21 protein-coding genes are annotated in these 23,764 nt (G+C 71.5%); 8 read left to right on the top strand and 13 right to left on the bottom strand.

The window, feature by feature from the left end; all coding sequences use genetic code 11:
- Positions 1-4: 4 nt before the first annotated feature.
- On the bottom strand, positions 5-307 hold the full coding sequence (locus tag ACWEEU_RS21865; RefSeq protein WP_385740879.1) for a UBP-type zinc finger domain-containing protein: 303 nt from the start codon (positions 305-307) through the stop codon (positions 5-7).
- A 444-nt stretch (positions 308-751) separates the two neighbouring features.
- On the opposite strand from ACWEEU_RS21865, the gene ACWEEU_RS21860 reads away from it, so the two are divergent.
- A complete protein-coding gene (locus ACWEEU_RS21860; RefSeq protein ID WP_451734375.1) occupies positions 752-1,477 on the top strand; it encodes a dienelactone hydrolase family protein in 726 nt (241 codons plus the stop codon).
- Between the two features lie 310 nt (positions 1,478-1,787).
- Positions 1,788-2,342 carry a hypothetical protein gene (locus ACWEEU_RS21855; RefSeq protein ID WP_451734373.1) on the top strand — a complete coding sequence of 185 codons (555 nt, stop codon included), beginning with the start codon at positions 1,788-1,790 and terminating at the stop codon, positions 2,340-2,342.
- A gap of 248 nt (positions 2,343-2,590) precedes the next feature.
- Here the strand turns inward: ACWEEU_RS21855 and ACWEEU_RS21850 are convergent, their stop codons facing one another.
- Positions 2,591-3,442: an SCO6745 family protein gene (locus tag ACWEEU_RS21850; protein WP_451734371.1), complete on the bottom strand. Its 852-nt coding sequence runs from the start codon at positions 3,440-3,442 to the stop codon at positions 2,591-2,593.
- Between the two features lie 555 nt (positions 3,443-3,997).
- Positions 3,998-4,627: a helix-turn-helix domain-containing protein gene (locus tag ACWEEU_RS21845; RefSeq protein WP_451734369.1), complete on the bottom strand. Its 630-nt coding sequence runs from the start codon at positions 4,625-4,627 to the stop codon at positions 3,998-4,000.
- A 145-nt stretch (positions 4,628-4,772) separates the two neighbouring features.
- On the opposite strand from ACWEEU_RS21845, the gene ACWEEU_RS21840 reads away from it, so the two are divergent.
- Together ACWEEU_RS21840 and panD are read left to right on the top strand one after the other, a co-directional pair.
- Complete coding sequence (locus tag ACWEEU_RS21840; RefSeq protein WP_451734367.1) at positions 4,773-5,759, top strand: alpha/beta fold hydrolase; 987 nt, start codon at positions 4,773-4,775, stop codon at positions 5,757-5,759.
- 339 nt (positions 5,760-6,098) lie between these two features.
- A complete protein-coding gene (gene panD / locus ACWEEU_RS21835) occupies positions 6,099-6,518 on the top strand; it encodes an aspartate 1-decarboxylase (protein WP_385740899.1) in 420 nt (139 codons plus the stop codon).
- A 693-nt stretch (positions 6,519-7,211) separates the two neighbouring features.
- Here panD and ACWEEU_RS21830 read toward each other — a convergent pair.
- Genes ACWEEU_RS21830 through dnaK form a run of 8 tightly spaced genes read right to left on the bottom strand, consistent with a single transcriptional unit; the run spans position 7,212 to position 16,174 of the window.
- Positions 7,212-9,029: an FAD-dependent oxidoreductase gene (locus tag ACWEEU_RS21830; protein ID WP_451734364.1), complete on the bottom strand. Its 1,818-nt coding sequence runs from the start codon at positions 9,027-9,029 to the stop codon at positions 7,212-7,214.
- The gene (locus ACWEEU_RS21825; RefSeq protein WP_385740905.1) at positions 9,026-9,289 is read right to left on the bottom strand and encodes a UBP-type zinc finger domain-containing protein; all 264 of its coding nucleotides are present in this window, start codon (positions 9,287-9,289) and stop codon (positions 9,026-9,028) included. Before ACWEEU_RS21825 ends, ACWEEU_RS21830 begins: the two co-directional genes overlap by 4 nt.
- Before the next feature lie 5 nt (positions 9,290-9,294).
- The gene (gene trxA, locus ACWEEU_RS21820; protein ID WP_451734362.1) at positions 9,295-9,741 is read right to left on the bottom strand and encodes a thioredoxin; all 447 of its coding nucleotides are present in this window, start codon (positions 9,739-9,741) and stop codon (positions 9,295-9,297) included.
- Complete coding sequence (gene clpB / locus ACWEEU_RS21815; RefSeq protein ID WP_451734360.1) at positions 9,738-12,377, bottom strand: ATP-dependent chaperone ClpB; 2,640 nt, start codon at positions 12,375-12,377, stop codon at positions 9,738-9,740. Before clpB ends, trxA begins: the two co-directional genes overlap by 4 nt.
- Positions 12,368-12,742, bottom strand: coding sequence for a chaperone modulator CbpM (locus ACWEEU_RS21810; protein WP_385740913.1), 375 nt, complete (start codon positions 12,740-12,742; stop codon positions 12,368-12,370). Before ACWEEU_RS21810 ends, clpB begins: the two co-directional genes overlap by 10 nt.
- On the bottom strand, positions 12,739-13,674 hold the full coding sequence (locus ACWEEU_RS21805; protein WP_385740916.1) for a DnaJ C-terminal domain-containing protein: 936 nt from the start codon (positions 13,672-13,674) through the stop codon (positions 12,739-12,741). Before ACWEEU_RS21805 ends, ACWEEU_RS21810 begins: the two co-directional genes overlap by 4 nt.
- 6 nt (positions 13,675-13,680) lie before the next feature.
- Positions 13,681-14,262, bottom strand: coding sequence for a nucleotide exchange factor GrpE (locus ACWEEU_RS21800; protein WP_451734357.1), 582 nt, complete (start codon positions 14,260-14,262; stop codon positions 13,681-13,683).
- Between the two features lie 10 nt (positions 14,263-14,272).
- Positions 14,273-16,174: a molecular chaperone DnaK gene (gene dnaK / locus ACWEEU_RS21795; RefSeq protein WP_385740922.1), complete on the bottom strand. Its 1,902-nt coding sequence runs from the start codon at positions 16,172-16,174 to the stop codon at positions 14,273-14,275.
- A gap of 283 nt (positions 16,175-16,457) precedes the next feature.
- Between dnaK and ACWEEU_RS21790 the strand changes: the two genes are divergently transcribed.
- On the top strand, positions 16,458-18,251 hold the full coding sequence (locus ACWEEU_RS21790) for a PucR family transcriptional regulator (RefSeq protein WP_451734355.1): 1,794 nt from the start codon (positions 16,458-16,460) through the stop codon (positions 18,249-18,251).
- A gap of 20 nt (positions 18,252-18,271) precedes the next feature.
- Here the strand turns inward: ACWEEU_RS21790 and ACWEEU_RS21785 are convergent, their stop codons facing one another.
- The gene (locus ACWEEU_RS21785) at positions 18,272-19,696 is read right to left on the bottom strand and encodes an NAD-dependent succinate-semialdehyde dehydrogenase (protein WP_451734353.1); all 1,425 of its coding nucleotides are present in this window, start codon (positions 19,694-19,696) and stop codon (positions 18,272-18,274) included.
- A gap of 108 nt (positions 19,697-19,804) precedes the next feature.
- Complete coding sequence (locus tag ACWEEU_RS21780) at positions 19,805-20,695, bottom strand: LysR family transcriptional regulator (RefSeq protein WP_451734351.1); 891 nt, start codon at positions 20,693-20,695, stop codon at positions 19,805-19,807.
- 266 nt (positions 20,696-20,961) lie between these two features.
- On the opposite strand from ACWEEU_RS21780, the gene ACWEEU_RS21775 reads away from it, so the two are divergent.
- From ACWEEU_RS21775 to ACWEEU_RS21765, 3 genes are all read left to right on the top strand, one after another.
- Positions 20,962-22,149 (top strand): MFS transporter, encoded by a 1,188-nt coding sequence (locus tag ACWEEU_RS21775; protein WP_451734349.1) that lies wholly within the window; start codon positions 20,962-20,964, stop codon positions 22,147-22,149.
- A gap of 100 nt (positions 22,150-22,249) precedes the next feature.
- Positions 22,250-23,095 carry an aldo/keto reductase gene (locus ACWEEU_RS21770; protein WP_451734347.1) on the top strand — a complete coding sequence of 282 codons (846 nt, stop codon included), beginning with the start codon at positions 22,250-22,252 and terminating at the stop codon, positions 23,093-23,095.
- Between the two features lie 14 nt (positions 23,096-23,109).
- On the top strand, positions 23,110-23,721 hold the full coding sequence (locus ACWEEU_RS21765) for an NADPH-dependent FMN reductase (protein WP_385740940.1): 612 nt from the start codon (positions 23,110-23,112) through the stop codon (positions 23,719-23,721).
- The last annotated feature ends 43 nt before the right edge of the window (positions 23,722-23,764 follow it).

The raw sequence follows: 23,764 nt of genomic DNA, 5'->3' as shown, positions 1-23,764 counted from the left end.
TCGGTCACCGCCGCCGCAGGTAGACCTCGTCGACGTAGCACCACGCCCATTCCTCCCCCGGCTCGGCCGACTTGGCCACGGGATGTCCACTCTCCTCGTGGTGCGAGGTGGCGTGGGCGCCGGGAGAGCTGTCGCAGCATCCGAGGTGTCCGCACGTGAGGCACGTCAGCAGGTGGACCCACCGCCTGCCCGCGGCCGTGCACTCGTGGCAGCCGTCGGCCGTCCGGGGCGGCTCGGGCTGATCGCCGTGCGCGCAGTACCGGCCCTCGGGTCGGCCGCCGTCCGTTCGCGGCACCCAGATGGTCATGGCCCAAGCCTAAGGGGAGACGCTCCCTGGCTGCGCCGTCCCTGCACCGTCCGGAGGACGGGCCTCAGACACCCGAGAGGGGTTCGGCTCAGCGAACGGTGGAGCCCCCGTTGGCGAAGATGGTCTGCCCGTTGATCCACCAGCCCTCGGTGCCCAGGAACAGCATGACGGGGACGTGAATGCCCCGGCGCACCCGGACGGGCGAGCCGGCGGTGGCCGACGAGGGCTGCGGCTGTGCCGACGAAGGCGAGGCAGTGTGCGGCCGTGCGTTCACAACGGCGGGGGAGCCGACGGCAGCCGGCCGGCACGACCTGGCGCCGCCGCGAAGCCCCGGATTGCACGGGTTCGTTGGACGCGTCGGGGTGACGTGGTCGGGACGGACCGCTGTCTGCCACCGGTGAACGCCACCCCGGGCGGGCGCAACGGTCGTTACCGTCCCGTCGCATGACGACGGTGACAACCCGGACGGTCGCATACCCGGCCGACAACCTGACGATGATCGGACACCTCGCGCTCCCGGCCGGTACCGGGCGCCGGCCGGGAGTCCTGATCGGACCCGAGGGGATGGGGCTCAGCGACGTCGAACGCCGGCGGGCCGAGGCTCTGGCCGAGCTGGGGTACGTGGCGCTGGCCTTCGACCTCCACGGCGGACGCTATCTGGAAGACCCGGAGGACATGCTGGACCGCTGCCTGCCGCTGCTCGCCGATCCCGACCGTATGCGGGGAATCGGTCACGCCGCGCTCGACGTGCTGCGCGCCGAACCGCGGACCGACCCCGACCGGACCGCAGCCATCGGATACGGCACCGGGGGCGCGGTCGCGCTGGAACTCGGTCGCGATGGCGTCGACCTGCGTGCGATCGGAACAGTCAACGCACTGACCACGGGCCGACCGGGCGAGGCGGCGCGCATTCGCTGCCCGGTGTGGGCCGGGGTCGGGTCGGAGGACCCGATCATGCCGCCCGCGCAACGGGATGCGTTCGCCGCGGAGATGCAGGACGCGGGCGTCGACTGGCGCCTCGTGGTCTACGGAGGAGCCCTTCACGCCTTCCACCACCCACCGGTCGACCACCCCGCACCTCCCGGCGTCGGCCACCACCCGCGGCACGCGCAGCGAGCATGGCGGGACATCGTCGCCCTGCTCACCGAGTGCCTGCCTGTCACGGATTGATCCGACGGCCTCTGGTACTCACTCTCGCTCTCGCCCGCCGCGGTGCCCGAGCGGGGAAAGCCGGGCGGTCTCCTCGCCCCGGAACTCGTGGCTTGCGGGGCGACGTTGGATGAAGGCGGCGCCGAAGTACTTCCTCGCCCCGAGCACGAGGGTGTCGAGCACTGCGGATTCGCCCCCGCGGCGGGTGGAGGGCGGGAGCGGCCCGACACCACCGGCCGTACCAGTGCTGCCGAATGGTGCAGCCCGGTGAGCCTGCTGGGGAGGAGCACCGACTGCCCCCATCGCCAAACGGCGCGTAGCGTGTCGAGTCATGACGCCGCTGCCGGACCTGCCTCAGAACACGGCGCTGCTCGCCCTGTTGCGGCAGCAGGGCACTCCACAGGAGCGCGGCGCCTACGCCTACGAGGGGTGGGAGCTCCATACCCACCCCGATCTGGTGGAGAGACTGGAGGACCTCGCTCCCCGGTGGCCCGTCCTGGCCACGTTCGGGGTGCCGGTGCTTGCGGCCAAGGGCATTGCCGCGGTCGTCGCCCTGGGCACGAGCAGCCTGCTGGTACGCCTTCCCGGAGTGCCGGCCGAGCCCCTGGAACGCGCAGAGCCCTGCCCGCCCCTGACGGATCCGGGCCAGGGTTGGTACTCGCTCCGCCCCTGGCAGAGTGAGCTTCCCTCGGAGGAGTCCCAACGCCTGTTGTCGCGGCAGATCCAACATGCCCTCTCGTACGCGGCGAGCCTGTCGGAGGACGACAGCATCGACTGGCGGGGGCGCCCCGTGCAGGCTCCCGGCAGGCAAGCGGGCAAGGCCAAGGGCAGACGACCCAGCAGGAACAAGGGCGGACGGCAGGGCGGACACCGCCGACGGCGCTGATCATCGAGCCGCGCAGGTGAAGTCCGGCGAGATGGCTCTCCGGGGTCTGAACTCCCGGATGTCATCAGCCAAGTCGGCGTCAGTTGCCGCACATTCCGCAGTGGCTGTCCGAACCGGCGCTTGACCTGCGGCTCCGCAGCAGGCTGCCTTGCCCGTATACGCGGGCAGGGAGCCTTCGAGTCAGAGAGGCGACAACCTCCTCCGGAATTTCCGCCGAAAGATTCACGGTCTGTAGCGATTTCCGCGTGTCACTGGGAGCCTGTGGCCACCAGGGCCGCGGTGATGGGTTCGAGGTTGGTGAAGAGTTCGTCGAGTTCAGCGGAGGACAAGGCGTCGTAGGGCGGGATGGCGAGTTCGTCGGTGAGGGTTTCGATGCGGTGCTTGAGCGCGCGGCCTGCGTCGGTGAAGTGGCCGTCGAAGTCGATGAGTCCGCGTTCGCGCATGCCTTCCATGACTGCGGCCAGGCGTTCTTTCGGTAGGTGATGGATGCGTCCGAACGACTCCGGGGGGTGGATGCCCTGCTCCAGAGCGCAGAGCACGTGGGCCTCCGTGCCGCCGATGCCCGCGCCGACGAGAGCGGCGACGTGCCCGTCGCCGCGGTGCTCGCGCAGCATGGTCGCGGAATGCCACAGTCGGGCGACGGGGTCGCTGGGCACCTCAAGGGTGCGCATACCGGCGTACATCACCCGGCCTTCGGTAGGGGCGCTCGTCGCGGCCTTGGTGGTCAGGTCCGCGGCGCGTACCAGGCCCGGGGACTCGGCCAGCTCGTCGCCGAGGATTCGCCGTAGGGAGGCCGCGCTGCCCCGCTCCCGCGCGGCGACGGACGCCTCGGGCGAGATCGTCTCCCAGGAGCTGGGGATGTGCCGTGCGGCCTCCCCTTCGGCGAAGCTGTAGAAGGCTGCGTGCACGACTTGGGCCGGCACCCGTCCCAGTGGTGCGGCGCGGCTGGCGAAGTAGCCGTCCCAGTAGGTGCGGTGGCCGAGTGCGGCCAGTTCCTCGTTGCACTCGTCGGCGAGGAACGTGACCAGGCAGATCGGCTCCAGGAGCTCGAACATGCGACGGGCGATGTGAGTGATCGGATGCAAGCGCGTCTTGCCCATCGGGTTCTCCCTTTGTGAGGTGTGCCGGCTTGGACCGTCCGGCACACCGAAACTCATCGGCGGCCGATGGGAAGCAGTGCGGGGATGGGTTGGCGTCTGCGGAGCTGTGTATGCGAGAGCGGGTGCAGGTCCAATCTGGTGACGGAATGACTGCTGAATCAGCGTCTATGACAAGTCGGCTGCCTCGTATGTGACACCCGGGCTGCCTCGATCGTCCCCATCCGCCGGCGCAGCCGGTGCCGCCGGTGACAACTACGCCCTCGCGCCGGGAGCGCCGGCCGACTTGCTCGCGCAGCTGCGCGCACGAGCCGAGGCGGACCTGTCGGACGTCGACGGGCGGGCTCAGGACGGCTACGACGATGTCCGCAGCCAACCTGTATCTGTGGTGACACTGCCAGACGACGTTGCAGGTCAGGCGGCATTCGCCCCGCGCACGAGCTCAAGGATCGAGCCGAAGCCCAGTAGTTGTCACCGGCAGAGCCGGATGACGTGGCGAACGAGACCGAGCGGAGCAGCGTGGTTGTCACCGACGAGGCACGCCGCTTGTCACACTGCTCATTCAGCAGGCTTTCCGTCACCTGTTCCGCGACCAGCGGCTGGAGGGGTGCGCGGCCGTAGACGTTCTCCCTGAGGCCCGAACATGATCAGATACTCGACCGGTCCGTCGGATCCGGCGTTCGCGACTCCGTGGAGGACGCGGGTGTCGAACTCGACGACGTCCCCGGCCGCCAGGATGAGGTCCTGGCGGCCGAGTGCGAGCCACAGCCGCCCGTACATGACGCACAGCCACTCGTAGCCCTCGTGGGACACCTGACGGGGCCGCCCAGGCGGCTCCGCGACGGCAGGCAGGACATGCTTGTGGGCGTGCAGGCCGCCGACGTACCGGGTCAGCGGGAACACCGTCTTGTCGTCGCCGAAGGTGGGCGGCGCCGTGCTACGGGGCTCGGCCGCAGGGGCGGGTGCGGTGCCGACCAGCTCGTCCAGGGAGACTCCGTATTCCTTCGCCAGCCGCAGCACCACCTCCAGGGTGGGTTTGCGCCTGCCGGTCTCGATCCGCGACAGGGTGCTGGGCGAGATGCCGGTCGCGCGACTGACATCGGCGAGTGTGACGCCACGGCGCTCTCGCACGACCCGCAGTCGGGGCCCCATCGCCGCCAGCGTCTGGGCCACGTCGTCCTCTGCCACCGCCCCTGGTTCCTTCCCGCCGTGCCGCTTCACCGCCCTGTTCTGCAAGCTTGCCAGAATGGCAACGCTGATCGCGTGGAGTGGCCGCCGAGCCGCATGATCGGTGGGGACCCGCCGCCCGCCCGCGATTCGAGGAGAAGTCCCCATGCAGTCCGAGCCGACCGCCGCACTCCGCCTCCGCACCGTCGAGGCCCCTGCCGGGCGCCTGCACCTGGCCGAGCAGGGCACCGGCCCGTTGGTCCTGCTCGTGCACGGCTTCCCCGAGTCCTGGTACTCCTGGCGCCGCCAACTCCCGGCCCTCGCCGCGGCCGGGTACCGGGCGGTGGCGATCGACGTACGCGGTTACGGCCGCTCCTCCAAGCCCGCCGCTACCGACGCCTACCGAATGCTCGACCTGGTGGAGGACAACGTCGCCGTCGTGCGCGCCCTCGGCGAGGAAAGCGCGGTGGTCGTCGGCCACGACTGGGGCTCGAACATCGCCGCCGCCTCCGCCCTGCTCCACCCCGAAGTCTTCCGCGCGGTCGGCTTGCTGAGCGTCCCGTACACGCCGCCCGGCGGCCCGCGCCCCACCGACATCTTCGGTCGGATCGGCGGCCCCGAGCAGGAGTTCTACGTCTCCTACTTCCAGGAGCCCGGTCGCGCCGAGGCGGAGATCGAGCCCGACGTCCGGGGCTGGCTCGCAGGCTTCTACGCGGCCCTGTCCGCCGACACCATGCCGGCCGAGGGCGAGCCCGCCCCGTACTTCGTCGCGCCGGGCTGTCAGCTGCGCGACCGTTTCCCCGTCGGCCCCCTCCCGGCCTGGTTGAGCGAGGAGGACCTCGACGTCTACGCGGGCGAGTTCGAGCGCACCGGCCTGACCGGCGCCCTCAATCGCTACCGCAACATGGACCGCGACTGGGAAGACCTCGCCCCCCACCGCGGAGCCCCGATCAAACAGCCCGCCCTGTTCGTCGGCGGTGCCCTGGACGCCTCCACCACCTGGATGGCCGACGCCATCGATGCCTACCCCACCACCCTTCCCGCCTTGTCCGCCTCGCACCTCCTGGACGGCTGCGGCCACTGGATCCAGCAGGAACGCCCCGACGAGGTCAACAGCCTGCTGACCGACTGGCTCGCCACCATCGAGGGCTGACTTCGTTCGGCTGACTCACGGCGGTGCGTGGCCCGGCTCCCGATCAAGCACCGCGTCTGGCCGCCCTCCCGACCACTCGTGTGACGGTCGTCACGAATGCTCCTGAGCGGGCGCTGCGTAGGCTTGTGTCGTCGTCACGGTGGGGGACGGGAGAGCGCGCGCCCCCCTCCAGTCGCCTGATGACGCGTCAGCAAAGTCGGCAAGTGGTCAGCAAGTGGTCAGCAAGAGTCCTGGGAAACCTCGGGACAGCTGCCCGAACCTGCGACTCGTTGTAGGCTGTGGAAACAGCCCTTGACCTGCAAAAACGCAGGCAGGGAGCCTATGTCCAGGAGTACCTCGATGATACGCACCATGTTCAAGTCCAAGATCCACCGCGCCACCGTCACCCAGGCCGACCTGCACTACGTGGGATCCGTGACGATCGACGCGGAGCTGCTGGACGCCGCCGATCTGCTGCCCGGTGAGCTCGTGCACATCGTGGACATCACCAACGGGGCGCGGCTGGAGACGTACGTCATCGAGGGGGAGCGGGGGTCCGGGGTCATCGGGATCAACGGGGCCGCGGCGCACCTCGTGCACCCCGGGGATCTGGTGATCCTGATCAGTTACGCCCAGGTCGACGACGCCGAGGCGCGGGCGCTGAAGCCGAAGGTCGTGCATGTCGACGCGGAGAACCGGATCGTCGCGCTCGGGGCCGATCCGTCCGAGCCGGTGCCGGGGTCGGATCAGGAGCGGAGCCCGCAGGCCGTGTCGGCGTGAGTGCGTGAGTGAGCGCGGAGCGGTCGGGTAGTCGGGTGGTGGTCCCGGGTCACCAGGTCCGGGGACCGTCCGGAGGACAGTCATGACCCAGCCGAATCCCGATCCCGTACCCCCCGCGCCGGCGCCCGGTCCGGGGCCTGAGCCGCCGGATCCGTACCCGAGCCCGGTACCGCCCCCGGAGCCGGGTCCCGGGCCGACGCCGCCGGGACCGGGGCCGACACCGCCTCCGGTACCGCCAGGTCCTGTGCCGACCCCGCCGTCCCCGGTGCCGCCCGGCCCGTCGCCGACTCCGCCCGTCCCGCCGGGGCCCGAGCCGGTCCCGCCGCCGTCGCCTGTGCCGCCGGGACCGTCGCCCTCTCCTATTCCGCCGGGGCCGGAGCCCGTACCCAGCCCGGAGCCGGGTCCTCCGCTCACGTCGTAGGACCGGCCGGGGGAGTGCGGGGCCCGCCCGGCCCGGTTCCCGGCGCCCTGGAGGGTCCGAGGGTCACCTCCGGCTCCCTGCCCCCAGCACCTCAGGGGGCAAGCCCGACCTCGGTGTTCCGCACCCCGGAGGGGCACCGCGTCGGCGTCGCCGGGCAGGCGGTCGGCGCGCAGCGCGTCGTAGGACGCGCGGGCCGCCGCGACCACTTCGCCCCAGACGCTGCCCCGCGGGAGCATGGGCGCCGACCTCGGCGGCCGTGAACTCGCCAGGGGTCACGCGAGCCACGGGGACTCCTTGTGACGCGTGTGCGGGGTGGCATCCGTGCTGCCCGCTGCCGCGGGCGAGCCCGTCGTGCCCGGCGCGGCCGCGTGTCCCAGGTGCCGGTGCACGAAGTGGATGGCCATCGCGCCCTCGCCGGCCGCCGAGGCCACTCGCTTCACCGAGCCGCTCCGCACGTCCCCCACCGCGAAGACTCCGGGCAGGCTGGTCTCCAGGGTCATGCACGAGCGCCCGAGGCTGTGCCACACCTCGGGGTTGGCGCAGGCCTCCCGCGCCTCGGGGCCGGTGAGGACGAAACCGCGGGAGTCGAGGGCGAGGCTGTCGGCCAGCCACTGGGTGTGGGGTTCGGCGCCGGTGAAGACGAACAGGGCCCGTGCCGCGAGCCGACGGTGTTCGCCCGTACGGTTGTCGACCACGTCGAGCTCCTCCAGGACCTCCTCGCCGATGACCTCGGTGACCTCCGTGTGCAGCATGACCTCCACCCGGGGGTGCCGTTCCACCTGGTCGACCAGGTAGCGGGACATGCTGGCGTCGAGGCTGGGTCCCCGGACCAGCAGGTACACCTTGGGCGCGTACGCGGCGAGGAACAGCACCGCCTGGCCGGCCGAGTTGCCCCCGCCGACGACGGCCACCGGGTCGGCGCCGCACTGCTGGGCCTCGTAGACGGTCGCCGAGTAGTGGACGCTCGTTCCCTCCAGGCGTTCGATTCCGGGTACCCGGAGCCGGCGGTAGCGGGCGCCCGTGGCCAGGACGACGGCGCGGGCGGTGATCTCGCTGCCGTCGGCGAACGTCACCACGAAGTGGTCCTCGTCCTTGCGGTGGAGACCGGTCGCCTCCATCGGAATGCTGAATCTGGCACCGAACTTGTCGGCCTGGAGCACGGCGCGTTCGGTGAGCTCGGCGCCGGAGATGCCGGCGGGGAAGCCGAGCAGGTTCTCGATGCGGGACGACGTGCCGGCCTGGCCCCCGGTGGCCATCGCCTCCATGACGGTCGTGCTCAGACCCTCGGAGGCGGCGTACACCGCGGCGGCGAGGCCGCCGGGTCCGGAGCCGACGATGACGACATCACCGTGACGGTCTCCGTCGGGCAGGGTCGGCAGACCGATGAGCCGGGCCAGTTCCGCGTTGCTGGGGTTGCGCAGCAGGGTGGTGTCCCGCCAGATGACGATGGGTGTCTCCTCCGGGCTGACACCGAAGCGCCTCAGCAGCTCCTCGGCCTCCTCGTCGGTCTCCAGGTCGATCCAGCGGTGCGGCAGACGGTTGCGGATCGCGAACTCGCGCAGCCGTCTGGTGTCGGGCGAGTAACGTGAGCCGATGATGCGGAAGCCGGCGCCCTGCCCGACGAGCAGCGCCCGACGGCCCAGGCATGCGCGCAGCACGACGTCCGCGAGGGCGGAGTCCTGGGACACCAGGCGGCGCAACTGGTCAAGGGAGACGACCAGGACCTCTCCCGGCTCCCTGACGACAGCGGTGTAGAAGGCCACCTGGTCGTGCAGCAGCCCGAGTTCGCCGATGAAGCGACCGGGACCGTGCACCCGCAGCAGGTGCTCCTCGGGCGTGCCGTAGTCCTCGACGACGGCGACGCTGCCCTCGAGGACGACGAGGAACGATTCACAGCGCTCGCCCTCCCGGATCAACACGTCGTTCGCCGACGTGGTCCGGCGCTCGCCGTGTTCCGCCAGACGTGCTATCTGCTCCTGTGTGAGGCGCGGGTACGCGCCGTAGACGTCCGGGCTCTCCCAGAAGGCGCCCTCGTCGGTCTCGTTCCGTACCGGCTCTCCGCCCGGTCGCGGCTGGTCGGCGGACGTCATACCAACGCCTCGTGGACGAAGCACCAGCGCCAGTCCTCGCCAGGTTCGAACGACCGCACGATCGGGTGGGCGTCGGCAGCGGCGTGCTTGCGCGCGTGCCTGTTCGGCGAGGAGTCGCAGCATCCGACGTGCCCGCAGGTCAGGCACAGTCTCAGGTGGACCCACGGGGAGCCGGTCAGCAGACACTCCTGACACCCTTGCGGGGTCAGGGGCTGGACCGGCCGGACCAGCGCGAGATGTGGGTCTGCGTGCAGGGTCATCCGGATCACCCTTTCCGGGCGCTGATCGACTGTTCCACCCACTGGCGCAGAGCGGGGGCGGGCGCCGCCCCCGCCTGCCGGGCGACGGTCTCCCCCTTGTCCAGGACGAGCAGTGTCGGCACCGCCTGAACCTCGAAACGCCGCGACAGTCGCGGGTTCTTGTCGACGTCGACCTTGACGAGCTTGATCCGGCCGGCGAGATCGGTGGCCACCTTCTCCAGCGCGGGGCTGACCATGCGGCAGGGGCCGCACCAGGTGGCCCACAGGTCGACCACGACGGGGACGTCGGCCCGCTCGGCGACCTCGGTGAAGTCGTCGTCGCCCGCGTCCACCATCCACGGTAGGGGGTGCTTGCAGTGGCCGCACTTGGGGCGGCCCTCCGCGGCCGCGGGCACCCGGTTGGTGCGCCCGCAGTTCGGACAACTGACGGTCGTCGCCTGCGTTGTGCTCATGCGGCCCGCGCTCCCTTCACGTCCTCGGGCTGGTCGTAGGTGACCACCAGCTCTCCGTGTTCGGCGTCGACGCGGACCGTCGCGCCGTCCTGGACGTCACCGCGCAGCAGGGCGCGCCCGACCATCGTCTCGACCTCGTGGGAGATGTAGCGGCGCAGCGGCCGGGCCCCGTACACGGGGTCGTAGCCCTGGTGGGCGATCAACTCCCGGGCCGTGTCGGTGAGTTCGACCGTGATGCGGCGTTCGGCAAGGCGGCGGCGCAGCTCGTCGAACTGCAGCTCCACGATCCGCTCGATCTGCCGCTCACCGAGCGGCTTGAACAGCACGATGTCGTCGACGCGGTTGAGGAACTCCGGGCGGAAGTGCCCGCGCAGCTCGCCCATCACCAGGGCGCGGGCGTCCGGCTTGATCTCGCCCTCGGCGGTGGCGCCGTCGAGGAGGTACTCGGAGCCGATGTTGGACGTCATGATGATCACGGTGTTGCGGAAGTCGACGGTGCGGCCCTGGGAGTCGGTGATGCGGCCGTCGTCGAGGACCTGGAGCAGGGTGTTGAAGACATCGGTGTGCGCCTTCTCGATCTCGTCGAACAGCACGACCGAGTACGGCTTGCGGCGCACGGCCTCGGTGAGCTGGCCGCCTTCCTCGTAGCCGACGTATCCGGGTGGTGCGCCCATGAGCCGGCTGACGGTGTGGCGCTCCTGGTACTCGCTCATGTCGAGGCGGACCATGTTCTCCTCGGAGTCGAACAGCGCCGCCGCGAGGGTCTTGGCCAGCTCGGTCTTCCCTACGCCGGTGGGGCCGAGGAAGATGAACGAGCCGATGGGGCGACGGGGGTCGCGGATGCCGGAGCGGGCGCGGATGATGGCGTCGGCGACGAGCTTGACCGCCTCGTCCTGGCCGATGACGCGCTCGCGCAGGATCTCGTCGAGGCGCAGCAGCTTCTCGCGTTCGCCCTCCTGGAGGCGGGCGACGGGGACGCCGGTCCAGGCGGCGACGATCTCGGCGATCTCCTCCTCGGTGACGACCTCGCGCAGCAGCCGGTTCTGCCCCTGCTTGGCGGCCAGTTGCTCCTCCTCCGCGGCGAGCCGGCGCTCCAGGTCCCGCAAGCGGCCGTAGCGGAGTTCGGCGGCGCGGTTGAGGTCGTAGGCGCGTTCGGCCTCCTCCGCCTCGTGGCGGACCTGCTCCAGTTCCTGGCGCAGTTCCTGCACGCGGCGGATGGCCTGCCGTTCGGCCTCCCACTGGGCGCGTTTGGCGTCGGCCTCGCCGCGCAGGTCGGCCAGTTCCTTGCGGAGTTCCTCGAGGCGGGCCTTGCTGGCGGGGTCGGTCTCCTTGGACAGTGCCGCCTCCTCGATCTCCAGGCGGGTGACGCGGCGGGTGATCTCGTCGAGTTCGGCGGGCATCGAGTCGATCTCGGTACGCAGCCGGGCGCACGCCTCGTCGACGAGGTCGATGGCCTTGTCGGGGAGGAACCGGTCGGTGATGTAGCGGTGGCTGAGGGTGGCCGCGGAGACCAGCGCGGTGTCCTGGATCTTCACGCCGTGGAAGACCTCCAGGCGCTCGCGCAGTCCGCGCAGGATGGAGATGGTGTCCTCCACGCTCGGCTCGTCGACCAGGACCTGCTGGAAGCGGCGTTCGAGGGCGGCGTCCTTCTCGATGTACTTGCGGTACTCGTCGAGGGTGGTGGCGCCGATCATGTGGAGTTCGCCGCGGGCGAGCATGGGCTTGAGCATGTTGCCCGCGTCCATGGCCCCTTCGGCGGCGCCCGCTCCCACGACGGTGTGGAGTTCGTCGACGAAGAGCAGGATGTGTCCCTGGGCCGCCTTCACCTCGGCCAGTACGGCCTTGAGGCGTTCCTCGAACTCACCGCGGTACTTGGCGCCGGCGACGAGGGAGCCCATGTCGAGGGCGAACACCGTCTTGTCGCGCAGGCCCTCGGGCACGTCACCGCGGACGATGCGCTGGGCCAGACCTTCGACGATGGCGGTCTTGCCGACGCCCGGATCGCCGATGAGGACGGGATTGTTCTTGGTCTTGCGGCTGAGGATCTGGGTGACGCGGCGGATCTCCGCGTCACGGCCGATGACCGGGTCCAGCCGCCCGGACCGGGCCTCGAGGACCAGGTCGCGGCCGTACTTCTCCAGAGCCTCGTAGGCCACCTCGGGGTTGGCGGAGGTGACTCGCTGGTTGCCGCGGATCTGGGTGAGCGCGCTCAGGAACGACTCCCGGGTCACACCGTGCTCCTTGAGCAGGCGTCCGGCGGCGGTCGCCGAGCCCTCCTCGGCCAGGGCGAGCACCAGGTGCTCCACCGACACGTACTCGTCCTTGAGGCGTTTGGCCTCCCGCTCGGCCGCGTCCAGCAGGCGGGACAGACGCTGGGTGACGAAGACCTGCCCGGGTGCCGCGCCGGGGCCGGTGACCTTGGGGCGCCGGGCCAGTTCCTCGCGCACGGCCGCCCGCAGTTCCCTCGGCTCGGTGCCCGCCTGTTCCAGCAACCGCGGGACGATGCCGTTCTCCTGATCGAGGAGGGCGAGCAGCAGGTGTTCCCCGTCGACCTCGGTGTGCCCCATGCCGACGGCCACCGACTGGGCTTCCTGGAGTGCTTCCTGGGACTTCTGCGTGAGACGGTTCATGTCCATGGCGGTATGTCACTCCTCGTACCGGCGCGGCGCAGGGCGGCTTCGAGCAGGCTGATGCGGTCCAGCAGGTCGAGCACCAGGCCGATGGATGCGTAGTTGAGGCACAGCCCGGTGCGCAGCCGCTGGACGCGGGCAAGGGCGGCCGGGGCCGTGGGTTCGAACACCAGCCGTCCGGCGGCGTCGCGTTCGGCCTCGACCAGGCCGAGCGCGACGAACCGGCGGATGAGATCGGGATGGACACCGGCGCGGCGGGCCACGGTCTGCAGGGAGAGCCTGGGTACCGGCACGATCGCGTACTGGACGCGCGCGGATGCGGGAGCGGCCGGCGCTGACGCCCGGCGTGCCTCGACCGGTCGGTCGCTCATCGTGTCCTCCTGGGGTCGAACGAGGAGACCGCGGCGAGCTCCTCGAACAGTTCGCGCTCCCGGTCGCCGAGCTTGGGCGGCACCATGATCCGGAGCTCGGCGTACAGGTCGCCGTTGGCGCCGCGCGGTCCCGGCATACCCTCGCCGCGCAGCCGCAGCCGCCGGCCGCTGGAGGACCCGCCGGGGACGGTCACCTTGGCCGTCGCCCCGCTGGGCGTGGACACCGGAACCGTGGCGCCGAGCGCGGCCTCCCATGGGGTGACCGGAAGCTGTACGTACACGTCCCGGCCGTCGAGGCGGAACCGGGGATGGGGCTGGATCCGCACCCGCAGGTACAGGTCGCCCGCGGGGCCGTCGCCGCTGCCGCGGCCGCCCTCGCCCGCCAGCCGGATGCGCTGCCCGTCGGTGACGCCGGGCGGGACGTCCACCTCGTAGCGCCGCTGTCCGGAGGGCCCGGTGAGGGTGACGGTGCGGCGGCCTCCGCGGTAGGCCTCCTCGACGGTGAGCGGCAGTTCGGCCTCCTGGTCCGCGCCCGGGACGCGCATCCGCCCGCCGCCGCCGAAGAACGAGCTGAACAGGTCGTCGACGTCGACGCCCTCCGCGCCGAAGCCACCGGTGGCGTACTGGGCGCGGGGGCCGCCCCCGGTGGACCAGCGGAAGCCGCCACCGGGTCCCGCGCCGGCACCGACCCGCTCCTCCCAGTCCTCGGGAACCTTGCGGAAGTCCTCGCCGAAGCGGTCGTAACGGGCCCGCTGGCCGGGGTCGGACAGGACACTGAAAGCCTCGTTGACCTCCTTGAACCGCTCCTCCGCGGCGGGGTCCTTGTTGACGTCGGGATGGTACTTGCGCGCCAGCTTGCGATACGCCCGCTGGATCTCGTCCCTGTCGGCGTCGCGCGGGACCCCGAGCACCTCGTAGAAGTCGCGTGCCACGGCCGCTCACTCCCGCTTCGCGACGGTCACGGCGGCCGGCCTCAACTGCCGCTCCGCCGCGCCGTAGCCGGGGCGCAGCACCTGTGCCACGGTGTTCGGTTCGGCGTCGGGGTCCTGGACCACGCCGACGACCTCGTGCAGGGAGGGGTCGAACGGGACGCCGGTCTCGGCGTGACGTTCGTAGCCGAGGCGTTCGAGGACGGACACGGCCTGGTCGCGCACGGCGCGAATCCCCTCGACGATCGCCCCGGAGTCGGAGGCCGCGTGGCCCAGGGCCAGTTCGAGGTTGTCGATGACGGGCAGGAAGGCCGCGGCCGTGCGGGCGCGTTCGGCCCCGCGCTCCCGGTCCAGTTCCCTGGCGTGCCGCTTGCGCAGGTTGTCGAGGTCGGCGAGGGCGCGCCGCCATCGGTCCTCGACCTCTGCCAGCGCGGCCGCGTACTCGTCCTCGGTCCCGGCCGGACCGGTGGCCGCGTCGGGCCCCGGTCCGGACTCCGTGCTCGGCGGCGCGGGCTCGGGCAGGCCGCCCTGCGGTGGTGCGGCGGCTTCCGGCGGCAGGTCGGACGATCGGTCCTGGGGCGGGATCGGCATGGCGGGCACCTCAGCCCTTGTCGAACTCGGCGTCGATCACGTCGTCGTCGGCGCCGGTGCCGCCCTGACCGGAGCCGTCCGGCCCTGTGGTGTCCGACGGACCGGTTGCCGTCGTTTGCGCCTGGTGGGCGGCGAGCCCGGCGTGGATCTGCTGGAGTTCGGAGATCAGCGGCCTGACCTTGTCCACTCCGGCCTCGTTCTTGACCGCGTCGCGGGCCTCGGCCACCAGCATCTCGGCACGGGCCTTCTCGTGCGCGGGCGCGGCGTCGCCCAGTTCGGCGAGGCGCTTTTCGACCTGGTAGGCGATCGCGTCCAGCTCGTTGCGGGCGTCGACGGCCTCGCGCAGGGCCTGGTCCTGGCCCTGGTTGCGTTCGGCCTCCTCGACCATGCGGTCCACCTCGCTCCGGTCGAGGTTGGAGCTCTCGCTGATGGTGATGCCCTGTTCCTTGCCGGTGTCCTTGTCCCGCGCGCTGACGTTGAGGATGCCGTTGGCGTCGACGTCGAACGTGACGTCGACCTGTGGTTCGCCCCGCGGCGCCGGCCGGATGTCGGTCAGCTGGAACCGGCCGAGCACCCGGTTGTCGGCGGCACGCTCCCGCTCGCCCTGGAGGACCACCACGTCGACGGCCGGCTGGTTGTCCTCGGCGGTGGAGAAGGTCTCGCTGCGGCGGACCGGGATGGTGGTGTTCCGATCGACGATCTTCGTCATCACTCCGCCACGCGTCTCCACGCCCAGCGACAGCGGGGTGACGTCGAGCAGCAGGACATCCTTGACCTCGCCCTTGAGGACCCCGGCCTGGATCGCGGCGCCCAGCGCCACGACCTCGTCGGGGTTGACGCTCATGTTGGGGTCCTTGCCGCCGGTCAGCCGTCGCACCAGCGCCTGGACGGCGGGGATGCGGGTGGAGCCGCCGACGAGTATGACCTCGTCGATGTCGTTCTCGCCGACCTTGGCGTCGGCCATCGCCTGCTGGACCGGCCCCAGGCAGCGCTCCACCAGGTCGGCGGTGATCTGCTCGAAGGTGGACCGCATGATCGAGTCGGTGAGATGTTTGGGCCCGGAGGCGTCGGCGGTGATGAACGGCAGGCTCACCTGGGTCTGGGTGACGGAGCTGAGCTCGGTCTTGGCCTTCTCCGCGGCCTCGAACAGACGTTGCAGCGCCTGCGGGTCCTTGCGCAGGTCGATGCCGTTCTCCTTCTGGAAGTCGTCCGCGAGGTAGTCCACCAGGCGCCGGTCGAAGTCGTCGCCGCCCAGATGGCTGTCACCCGCCGTGGAACGCACCTCCACGACGCCGTCGCCGACGTCGAGGATGCTCACGTCGAACGTGCCGCCGCCCAGGTCGAAGACGAGCACCGTCTCGTGCTCCTTCTTGTCCATGCCGTAGGCGACGGCGGCCGCCGTCGGCTCGTTGATGATCCGCAGTACTTCCAGGCCCGCTATCCGGCCGGCGTCACGGGTCGCGGTGCGCTGGGCGTCGTTGAAGTAGGCGGGCACGGTGATGACCGCCTCCGTGACCCGCTCTCCCAGTTGTTTGGAGGCGTCGTCGGCGAGCTTGCGCAGCACCTGCGCGCTGATCTCCTCGGGTGCGTACAGCTTGTCGCGCACCTTGAAGCGGGCCTCGCCGTTCTCGCCCGGGACGACGTCGTAGGCGACGGCCTTGGCCTCGTCGGCGACCTCGTCGAAGTGCCGGCCGATGAACCGCTTGGCCGAGTAGATGGTGCCCTTGGGATTGAGGATCGCCTGGCGCCGGGCCAACTGGCCCACCAGGCGTTCACCGGTGTCGGTGAAGGCCACCACGGACGGTGTCGTGCGGTTGCCCTCGCTGTTGGGCACGACGACCGGCTCGCCGCCCTCCCACACGGCGATCACCGAGTTGGTGGTGCCCAGGTCGATGCCCACTGCCTTGGCCATGAGGAACTCCTCCCGGTGCGCCTGCGCCGGCTCTCCGGATCACGTTGTTCGGCTGGGGGTGGTCTCCGCCGGGGTTCATTCCGGTGCGCACGGAGAAACCCGTGCGCTTCCCAGGGTGGCGAACCGGGTCTCTCCACGCCTGCGCCTGGCGAGTCAGGAATGCACGGGTCCGGTCGCCCCACGAGTACGAGAAAGAGTCCGCGCCGTCGGGTGAGCCGACCCGGGAGGGGTACGCGTACTACCGCACTCGTCCCCGGAGGCACGGGGAGAACGGAGTGATCCCATGGCCGGCAGTCGGGCGCACAGCGCTCACCGCCGCTACTCCGGCCGGAAGGGCGGCCTTCCACGGGGCGGCGCCGGGCGGGGCGCTGGGCCCACCGCGGCGCGCTCAGCGCCCCGCCCGCCCGCCCGCACGCCGGCCGACCATGCGCTCCAGGACCTGATGGTCCTCTCCCAGGCCCAGTTCGACGCCCCGGACGAGGGCGAGATCCTGCGCCTGGCCATGGACCACATAGCCGCCGCCGGGCCGTACAGCGCCGAGGCCGGCTATCTCACGGTGGGCGGCGACCTGGTCCCCAGCCCGCGGAACGAGCGGACGCACGCCTCGGCCGTCGGCCGGAGGGTGCGGGAACTGGCCGGGCGGGACGGCCCCGTGGCCGTACCCGGCAGGGCCTGGGGCCGGGCCATGGGCCTGCGCGGACTCGACGGACTACACGGCTACCTCGTGGTGACGTCCCGCTCCCGGCCCACCGAGGCCGAGCGATCCCTGCTCACCACGCTCGTCGGGCACACCGCCGCCGCGCTGTCGGTCGTCTTCGCGCACCGCCGCCGACGCGAGGACGCGCTGGAGCTGTGCCGGCTGCGGGAGGAACGCACAGCCCTCCAGCGGAAGCTGATCTCCGTGGTCGCTGAGCTCGCCTACGAGCGGGCCGTGCACAATCTCATGGCCGGCGTCGCCGCCTCCGGAGACGGAGGCGGGGAGGAAGCCGTCACCCGCGCACTGCACAGGCTCACCGGGCTTCCCGCGCTGGTCGAGGACCGCTTCGGCCGGCTGAGGTCCTGGACCGGCCCCGGCCGCCCCGACCCCTATCCCGAACCCGACCCCGTGCGCCGGGACGAGATGCTGCACGCCGTGGCCAGGGAGGCGGGGCCGGTGCGGAGGGAGGACCGGCTGGTCGCCCTGGTCCGTCTGCACGGCGAGATCCTGGGCGTGCTCGCTCTGGTCGATGTCCGGGACGAGGCCGACGAGCACACCGTCTTCGCGCTCGGACACGCCGCCAAGTCGCTCTCCCTGGAGCTGGCGCACCTGCGCGACCTGGCCGATGTGGAGCGGAGGCTGCACCGGGAGCTGGTCGACGACCTCCTGGCGGGGACGGCCGGGGCGGGTGCCTACGCGCGGTCCGAGGCAGTCGGACACGACCTGCACCGCAGCCACTACATCGTCGTGGTGCGGTGGTCGAACCGGACGGCGGACGATTCCTTCGCGCAGGCCGTGGCGCGGGCGGCCTCCGCCGTGGGCATGCGCTCGCTGCTGACCCGCCGTCCCGGGCACGTCGTCCTCGTCGCCGACGACAGGCCGCCGGCCCGCGCGTTGTACGAGGCGCTCGCCCGGGAGACCGGGACCCGGTCCGGGACCATCGGGGTGAGCGCCCCCTGCGACTCCCCGGACGGCATCCCCCACCACTACCAGGAGGCGCAGCGCGCCCTGGACGTGCGCCGCCACTCCCGCGAACGCTACGGCGCGACGTTCTTCGACGAGCTCGGTCTCTACCGCATCCTGGGCCCCGGCAACGACTACCGGGAACTGGAGACTTTCGTCCGGGAGTGGCTCGGGCAGCTCATCGACTACGACACCCGGCACCACGCGACGATGGTGGAGACCCTGGCGCGTTACTTCGACTGCGGCGGCAACTACGACGAGACCGCGGAATCCCTCGCGATCCACCGCAGCACCCTGCGCTACCGGCTCCAGCGCATCCGCGACATCAGCGGCAACGACCTCGCGAACGTCGAGGACCGGCTCAACCTCCAGGTGGCGACCCGCGTGTGGCGGATCGTGCTGGGCGGACCGGGCTGACCGGCCGACCGGTTCGAGGGTCAGCCCAGTACTTCCGCGATCGGGGCGTCGGCGTCCACGTAACGCACGAGCTTGCGGTTCGCGAATTCCACGATGCCCACGTCGCCGAGTTCGCGCCCGTAGCCGGAACGCTTGATGCCGCCGAAGGGCAGCTCCGGCCGGGACGCCGTCGGGTGGTTGATCCACACCATGCCCGCCTCCAGCCGGTCCGCGACCTCGCGAGCGCGTTCCGGGTCGGCGGCGAAGACCGCGCTTCCCAGACCGTAGGGGGAGTTGTTGGCCAGCGCCACGGCCTCGTCCTCGTCGGCGACCCGGTAGACGACGGCGACGGGGCCGAAGAGCTCTTCCCGGTAGGCCCGCATGTCCGGTGTGACGTCGGTGAGGACGGTCGGCTCGACGAACGCCCCCGGCAGATCGGGCCGCCCACCGCCCAGCACCACCGTGGCTCCCTTGTCCACCGCGTCACGGACCTGTTCCATCAGGAGTTCGGCCGCGGCCTCGGAGGACAGCGGGCCGAGCGTGGTGGCGGGGTCGGCCGGATCTCCCGGCTGGACCTCGCTCATCCGGTCGCGCAGTCCGGTGAGGAAGGCGTCGTAGACGTCGGCAAGGGCGATGAAGCGTTTGGCCGCCACGCAGCACTGCCCGGTGTTGCCCATCCGGCCGAGGAACGCCGCGTGGACGGTGCGCTCCAGGTTGTGTCCGTCCAGCACGACGAAGGGATCACTGCCGCCCAGTTCGAGGACGGACTTCTTGACGTTGCGGCCGGCGATCTCGCCCACGCTCACGCCCGCTCGCTCGCTTCCGGTCAGGGACGCTCCCTGCACACGGGAGTCGTCGATGATCCCCCCGACGTCCCTGCCCCGTACGAAGAGATTGGTGTAGACCCCGGCCGGCACACCCGCGTCCGTGAACAACTGCTCGATCGCCAGTGCGGACTGGGGGCAACTGCTCGCGTGCTTGAGGAGGATCGTGTTTCCCAGGACGAGGTTCGGACCCGCGAACCGGACCACCTGGTACAGCGGGAAGTTCCAGGGCATCACACCGAGAAGGACGCCGAGCGGCTCGTTCACCAGCACGGCCGTGCCCTCGGGGACGGGCAGCGGTTGCTCTTCCAGCAGTTCGGGACCGTGCTCGCCGTAGTAGGTGAGGATGTCGGACGCGAGATCGGCCTCGGCACGGCTGGAGTCGATCAGCTTGCCGACCTCCAGGGTCAGCAGCCGCGCCAGTTCCTCCTTGCGCTCCCTCACCAGCCGGCCGGCGCGTCGCACGACGGCTCCCCGGTCGGCCCTGGACCGGGCACGCCAGTCCTGGAAGCCACGGTGCGCCGCGTCGATCGCGCGCTCCACGTCCTCCGCGCTCAGCGCCGGGAACTCCCGAACCCGTTCACCGGTGTACGGATTGACGGTGGCGATGGGACTTTTCTGGGCAGTCGCATGGGCGTTCATGACGCCTCCCTGAAGTCGAGGCCCCTCGGGTTTCCACGCCCCGACCGCTCACACCTGCCGATGTCCCCGCCGTGGACGGTGATTGACAGCCGGACCGCGGCCCGGCCGTCACAGGGCGACGACGTGGAGGTCTACCAGGTCGAGCAGCGCCCGCAGGGCGGAGCTGGGCCGCCGGGTCGACGACGTGCCGAGATGCATGCTCCAGCGGAGCCTGGTGCCGTCGACGGCCAGGACGTGCAGGCCGGGGGTGCGGGCGACGGCGAACGCGGGCAGGAAGGCGATACCCAGACCGTGCCGGACCAGTGCCGCCCCCATGTCGATGTCGGGCACTTCCAGGGCCACCCGGCGTACGACGCCCGCCGCCGCGAACGCCCGGTCCACCACCTCGCGGTTGCCGTAGCCCGGCGGAAAGTCCACGAAGGGCTCCCCCGCGAGGTCCGCGAGGGTCAACTCCCCCCGCCGCGCGAGCGGATGAGCGGCGCTCACCGCCAGGACGAGCGGCACGGTGGCCAGCTCCGTCGCGTCGATCCCGGCGGGCTTGCGCTCGGGCAGCGACAGGAAGGCCACGTCCAGGTCCCCGCTCAGCAGCGCGTGCGCCAGTCCCGCCGAGCCGGTCGTCGCCAGCCGCAGCCGGACGTCGATCGCCGGATGCCGCGCGTGCAGCTGCCCGAGGAGCGCGGGCAGGTCCACCACCTCGACCGAGGCCATGGCGCCCACGTTCACCGTGCCGCGCAGCGTGTCCTGGGCTGCGCGCACGGCGTCCTGGGCAGCCTGGGCGGCATGCAGGGTGGCCCGGGCCTCGGGCAGCAGTGCCGCGCCCGCACCGGTGAGCCTGACCTGCTGCGACGTGCGCTCGAACAGCGCGCAGCCGAGCTCGCGCTCCAGGGAGCGGATCGCGGCGGACACCCCCGACTGCACCACGTGCAGCCGACGGGCGGCACGCGTGAAGCTCAGCTCCTCGGCGACCGCGATGAAGTGCTCCAGCTGACGTAGCTCCACAGGGGAAGTATCACTCGTATTGCTCGAACCCAGCAAAAACATTCGTTGGCATTGATCGTGGCTGGTGAGGAGGATGGAAGACGCCATCCACTTCAGCCTGAGGAGGGGTACCCCTGCCTGCCGCACCGACGCCGCTGAGCCGTCCCACAGCCGACGCTCCCGGCGACCCGACCCACCACGTCCCCGCACTCGCCCCCGCCGGCCTGCCGCCCCGCGCCCCGGCCGGACGCCGTGCCTCGCACACGACCGGCTTCTGGTTCGTGGCGGTGGCCTTCACCGTGCTGATGGCCTTCGGCACCGCGCCGACCCCGCTGTGGCCGCTGTACGAGGCCCGGGACCACTTCGGCGCGACCACGGTCACGGTGGCGTACGCCTCGATGGTCGTGGGCGCGGCGGCCGCCTTCCTCGGACTGGGGCACCTGTCGGACCGGCTCGGCCGGCGGCGCATCATCGTCCCGGCGCTGTTGGTCGGCATCGCCGCATCGCTCGTACTGATCATGTGGCGGGACCTGCCGGGACTGATCGCGGGCAGGATTCTGAACGGTGTCGGACTGGGGCTGATGGCCTCGACCGCGACGACGTACCTGCACGACCTCCACCACGAGGCCCGTCCGGACCGGGCGGGTTCGGTGCTGCCCGGCATCGTGGCCACCGCCGCCAACCTCGGCGGCCTGGCCTCAGGGCCCTTGATCGCCGGCGCCGCCGCCGAGTGGCTTCCCGCGCCCCTGATCACCGCTCAGGCGATCTTCACGCTCGCCATGGCGGTGTGCCTGGCGCTGGTCCTGTCCACCCCGGAGACCGTGGACCTGGAGCTGCCCGCGGCCGAACCACCCCGCAGGTTCGCCCTGCGCCCCGGCGGCCGGCGGACGTTCGGCGCGGCCGGCGCCGTGGGCGCCTTCGCCTTCGCCATCCTCGGCCTGATCTCCTCCCTCGGGGCGAGCGTGCTCCACGGCACCCTGCACACCGACTCGCACCTGGTGGCCGGCCTGTCGGCCTTCCTCATGTTCGGTTCCGCGGCGGCGGCCCAACTGGTGCTGGGCCGCCGCCCGCTGCCCCGGGTCCTGACCGTGGGGGCGGTGGTCTTCCCGGTCGGCCTGGTCCTGTGCGCCGTCGCCCTCTACCACCCGGCGCTCTGGCTCTACCTGGTCGCCGTGTCCCTGTCGGGAGCGGGCTCCGGGCTGCTGTTCAAGGGAGGCGTCGAACGTGCCGTCTCCGTGGCCGCGCCCGCTTCCCGCGCCGGGGTCCTCGCCGTGTTCTTCGTCGTCGCGTACCTGGGAATGGGCCTGCCGTCCGTCCTGTTCAGCATCGCCCTGCGGTATTTCGCCGTGCAGAGCGCGATGATCGGCTTCGCGGCGGTCCTCTCCTGCGGCGCCGTCGTGTCGGTCGCCGTCGCGCTGCGCGACCGCGTGCCCGGTTCCGGCGCGGTCACGGCGCGGTCCTCCCGCCCCTCGTGACCTCTCCGCGGCGTCGTCCGGCACCGGTTGTCTGGGAGGCGCGTACCTGGGCACTCGGGGCGGGTTCGTGTCACGGATCCGCGACGGACGGAGGCCCGGAATGTGTGCGGAATCGGCCGGAACGATCGCGCTCCCCTCAGGCGAGGAGATCGCGGCGCTCGGACAGGGCACCTGGTATCTGGGTGAGGACCCGGCCCGGCGTGAACAGGAGATCGCCGCGCTGCGGCTGGGCGTGGACCTGGGCATGACCGTCGTCGACACGGCGGAGATGTACGGGGACGGCGCCGCCGAGGAGCTCGTCGGGGAAGCCCTGCGGGGACGGCGGGAAGAGGTCTTCCTCGTCAGCAAGGTGCTGCCCCGCCACGCCGACCGGAAGGGCACCGTCGGCGCCTGCGAGGGCAGCCTGCGGCGCCTGGGCGCGGAACGGCTGGACCTCTACCTGCTGCACTGGCGGGGACGGTGGCCGCTGGAGGAGACCCTTGCGGGCTTCACCGACCTGATGGAGGCGGGGAAGATCCGTTATTGGGGCGTGAGCAATCTGGACGTCGCCGACATGACCGAGCTGACCGCACTTCCCGGCGGGGACGCCGTGGCGGTGGACCAGGTGCTGTACAACCTCTCCAGGCGCGGCATCGAGTGGGACCTGCTCCCCTGGTGCCGCGAGGCCGACGTGGCGGTCATGGCCTATTCCCCGATCGAGCAGGGACGGCTGCTGGGCGCCGAGGCACTGGAAGCCGTGGCCCGGGCCCTCGGAGCCACGCCGACCCAGGTGGCACTCGCCTGGGTGCTGCAGCAGGGGGTGGCCGCGATTCCGCGTTCCGGATCACCCGACCACGTTCGGGAGAACCACGGCGCGGCGGACCTCCACCTCCCCTCCGAGGCACTCGACATCCTCGACCAGACGTTTCCGCCGCCCAACGGGCCCACGCCCCTGGAGATGCTCTGAAGGAGTCGACAGAAATGGCGCGCCCCCCGCTCGTCGTCGGAATGGGAGGTTCGCTGCGCACCCCGTCGACCAGTCTCACCGCGCTCTGCGTGGCGGTCGAGGGAGCGGCCGAGGCGGGCGCCGACACCCAGGTGCTCGACCTGAAGCGGCTGGATCTGCCGTTCTACACCTCAGAGGGCGCGGTCCCGCCGTCCGCCCGCCTGCTCGCGGACACCGCTCAGGCCGCCGACGCCCTGCTGTGGAGCAGCCCGACCTACCACGGGTCGGTCAGCGGCGCGTTCAAGAACGCCGTGGACTGGCTCGCTCTCCTGGCCGACCACGACCCGCCCTACCTGAGCGACAAACCCGTGGGGATGCTGACGACCGCCGGTGGAGTGCAGGGTCTGCAGGCGATCAACGCGATGGAGTTCATCGTCCGGTCGCTGCGCGGCTGGGCGGTGCCGCTGGTGTTCGCGGTCCCGCGGTCCTCACGGGTCTTCGCCGCCGACGGACGCCTCACCGACCAGGCGGTCGCGGACCAACTGCGCGGCCTCGGCGCGGAGGTGACCAGGGCGGCCCTGCAGTTCCGGGCGGAAGGCACGTGCGACTACGCGCAGGAGCGGCGGTCCGGCGCCGCGCTGGACTGAGGCCGCCCCTGCCATGGCAGGGGCGGCCTCGGAGCCGTCCTCC

The sequence above is a fragment of the Streptomyces sp. NPDC005004 genome (genome assembly GCF_053600675.1).
Note: the sequence above shows the minus strand (reverse complement) of the source record. Positions and strands in the feature narration are given on the sequence as shown.

Coding starts and splice junctions, on each gene's coding strand:
- ACWEEU_RS21825 (WP_385740905.1), bottom strand. CDS start 9,289: ATGACCCTGCACGCAGACCCACATCTCGCGCTGGTCCGGCCGGTCCAG.
- clpB (WP_451734360.1), bottom strand. CDS start 12,377: ATGGACATGAACCGTCTCACGCAGAAGTCCCAGGAAGCACTCCAGGAA.
- ACWEEU_RS21790 (WP_451734355.1), top strand. CDS start 16,458: ATGGCCGGCAGTCGGGCGCACAGCGCTCACCGCCGCTACTCCGGCCGG.
- panD (WP_385740899.1), top strand. CDS start 6,099: ATGATACGCACCATGTTCAAGTCCAAGATCCACCGCGCCACCGTCACC.
- ACWEEU_RS21810 (WP_385740913.1), bottom strand. CDS start 12,742: ATGAGCGACCGACCGGTCGAGGCACGCCGGGCGTCAGCGCCGGCCGCT.
- ACWEEU_RS21855 (WP_451734373.1), top strand. CDS start 1,788: ATGACGCCGCTGCCGGACCTGCCTCAGAACACGGCGCTGCTCGCCCTG.
- ACWEEU_RS21800 (WP_451734357.1), bottom strand. CDS start 14,262: ATGCCGATCCCGCCCCAGGACCGATCGTCCGACCTGCCGCCGGAAGCC.
- ACWEEU_RS21765 (WP_385740940.1), top strand. CDS start 23,110: ATGGCGCGCCCCCCGCTCGTCGTCGGAATGGGAGGTTCGCTGCGCACC.
- ACWEEU_RS21860 (WP_451734375.1), top strand. CDS start 752: ATGACGACGGTGACAACCCGGACGGTCGCATACCCGGCCGACAACCTG.
- ACWEEU_RS21840 (WP_451734367.1), top strand. CDS start 4,773: ATGCAGTCCGAGCCGACCGCCGCACTCCGCCTCCGCACCGTCGAGGCC.
- trxA (WP_451734362.1), bottom strand. CDS start 9,741: ATGAGCACAACGCAGGCGACGACCGTCAGTTGTCCGAACTGCGGGCGC.
- ACWEEU_RS21785 (WP_451734353.1), bottom strand. CDS start 19,696: ATGAACGCCCATGCGACTGCCCAGAAAAGTCCCATCGCCACCGTCAAT.
- ACWEEU_RS21830 (WP_451734364.1), bottom strand. CDS start 9,029: ATGACGTCCGCCGACCAGCCGCGACCGGGCGGAGAGCCGGTACGGAAC.
- ACWEEU_RS21770 (WP_451734347.1), top strand. CDS start 22,250: ATGTGTGCGGAATCGGCCGGAACGATCGCGCTCCCCTCAGGCGAGGAG.
- ACWEEU_RS21865 (WP_385740879.1), bottom strand. CDS start 307: ATGACCATCTGGGTGCCGCGAACGGACGGCGGCCGACCCGAGGGCCGG.
- ACWEEU_RS21850 (WP_451734371.1), bottom strand. CDS start 3,442: ATGGGCAAGACGCGCTTGCATCCGATCACTCACATCGCCCGTCGCATG.
- dnaK (WP_385740922.1), bottom strand. CDS start 16,174: ATGGCCAAGGCAGTGGGCATCGACCTGGGCACCACCAACTCGGTGATC.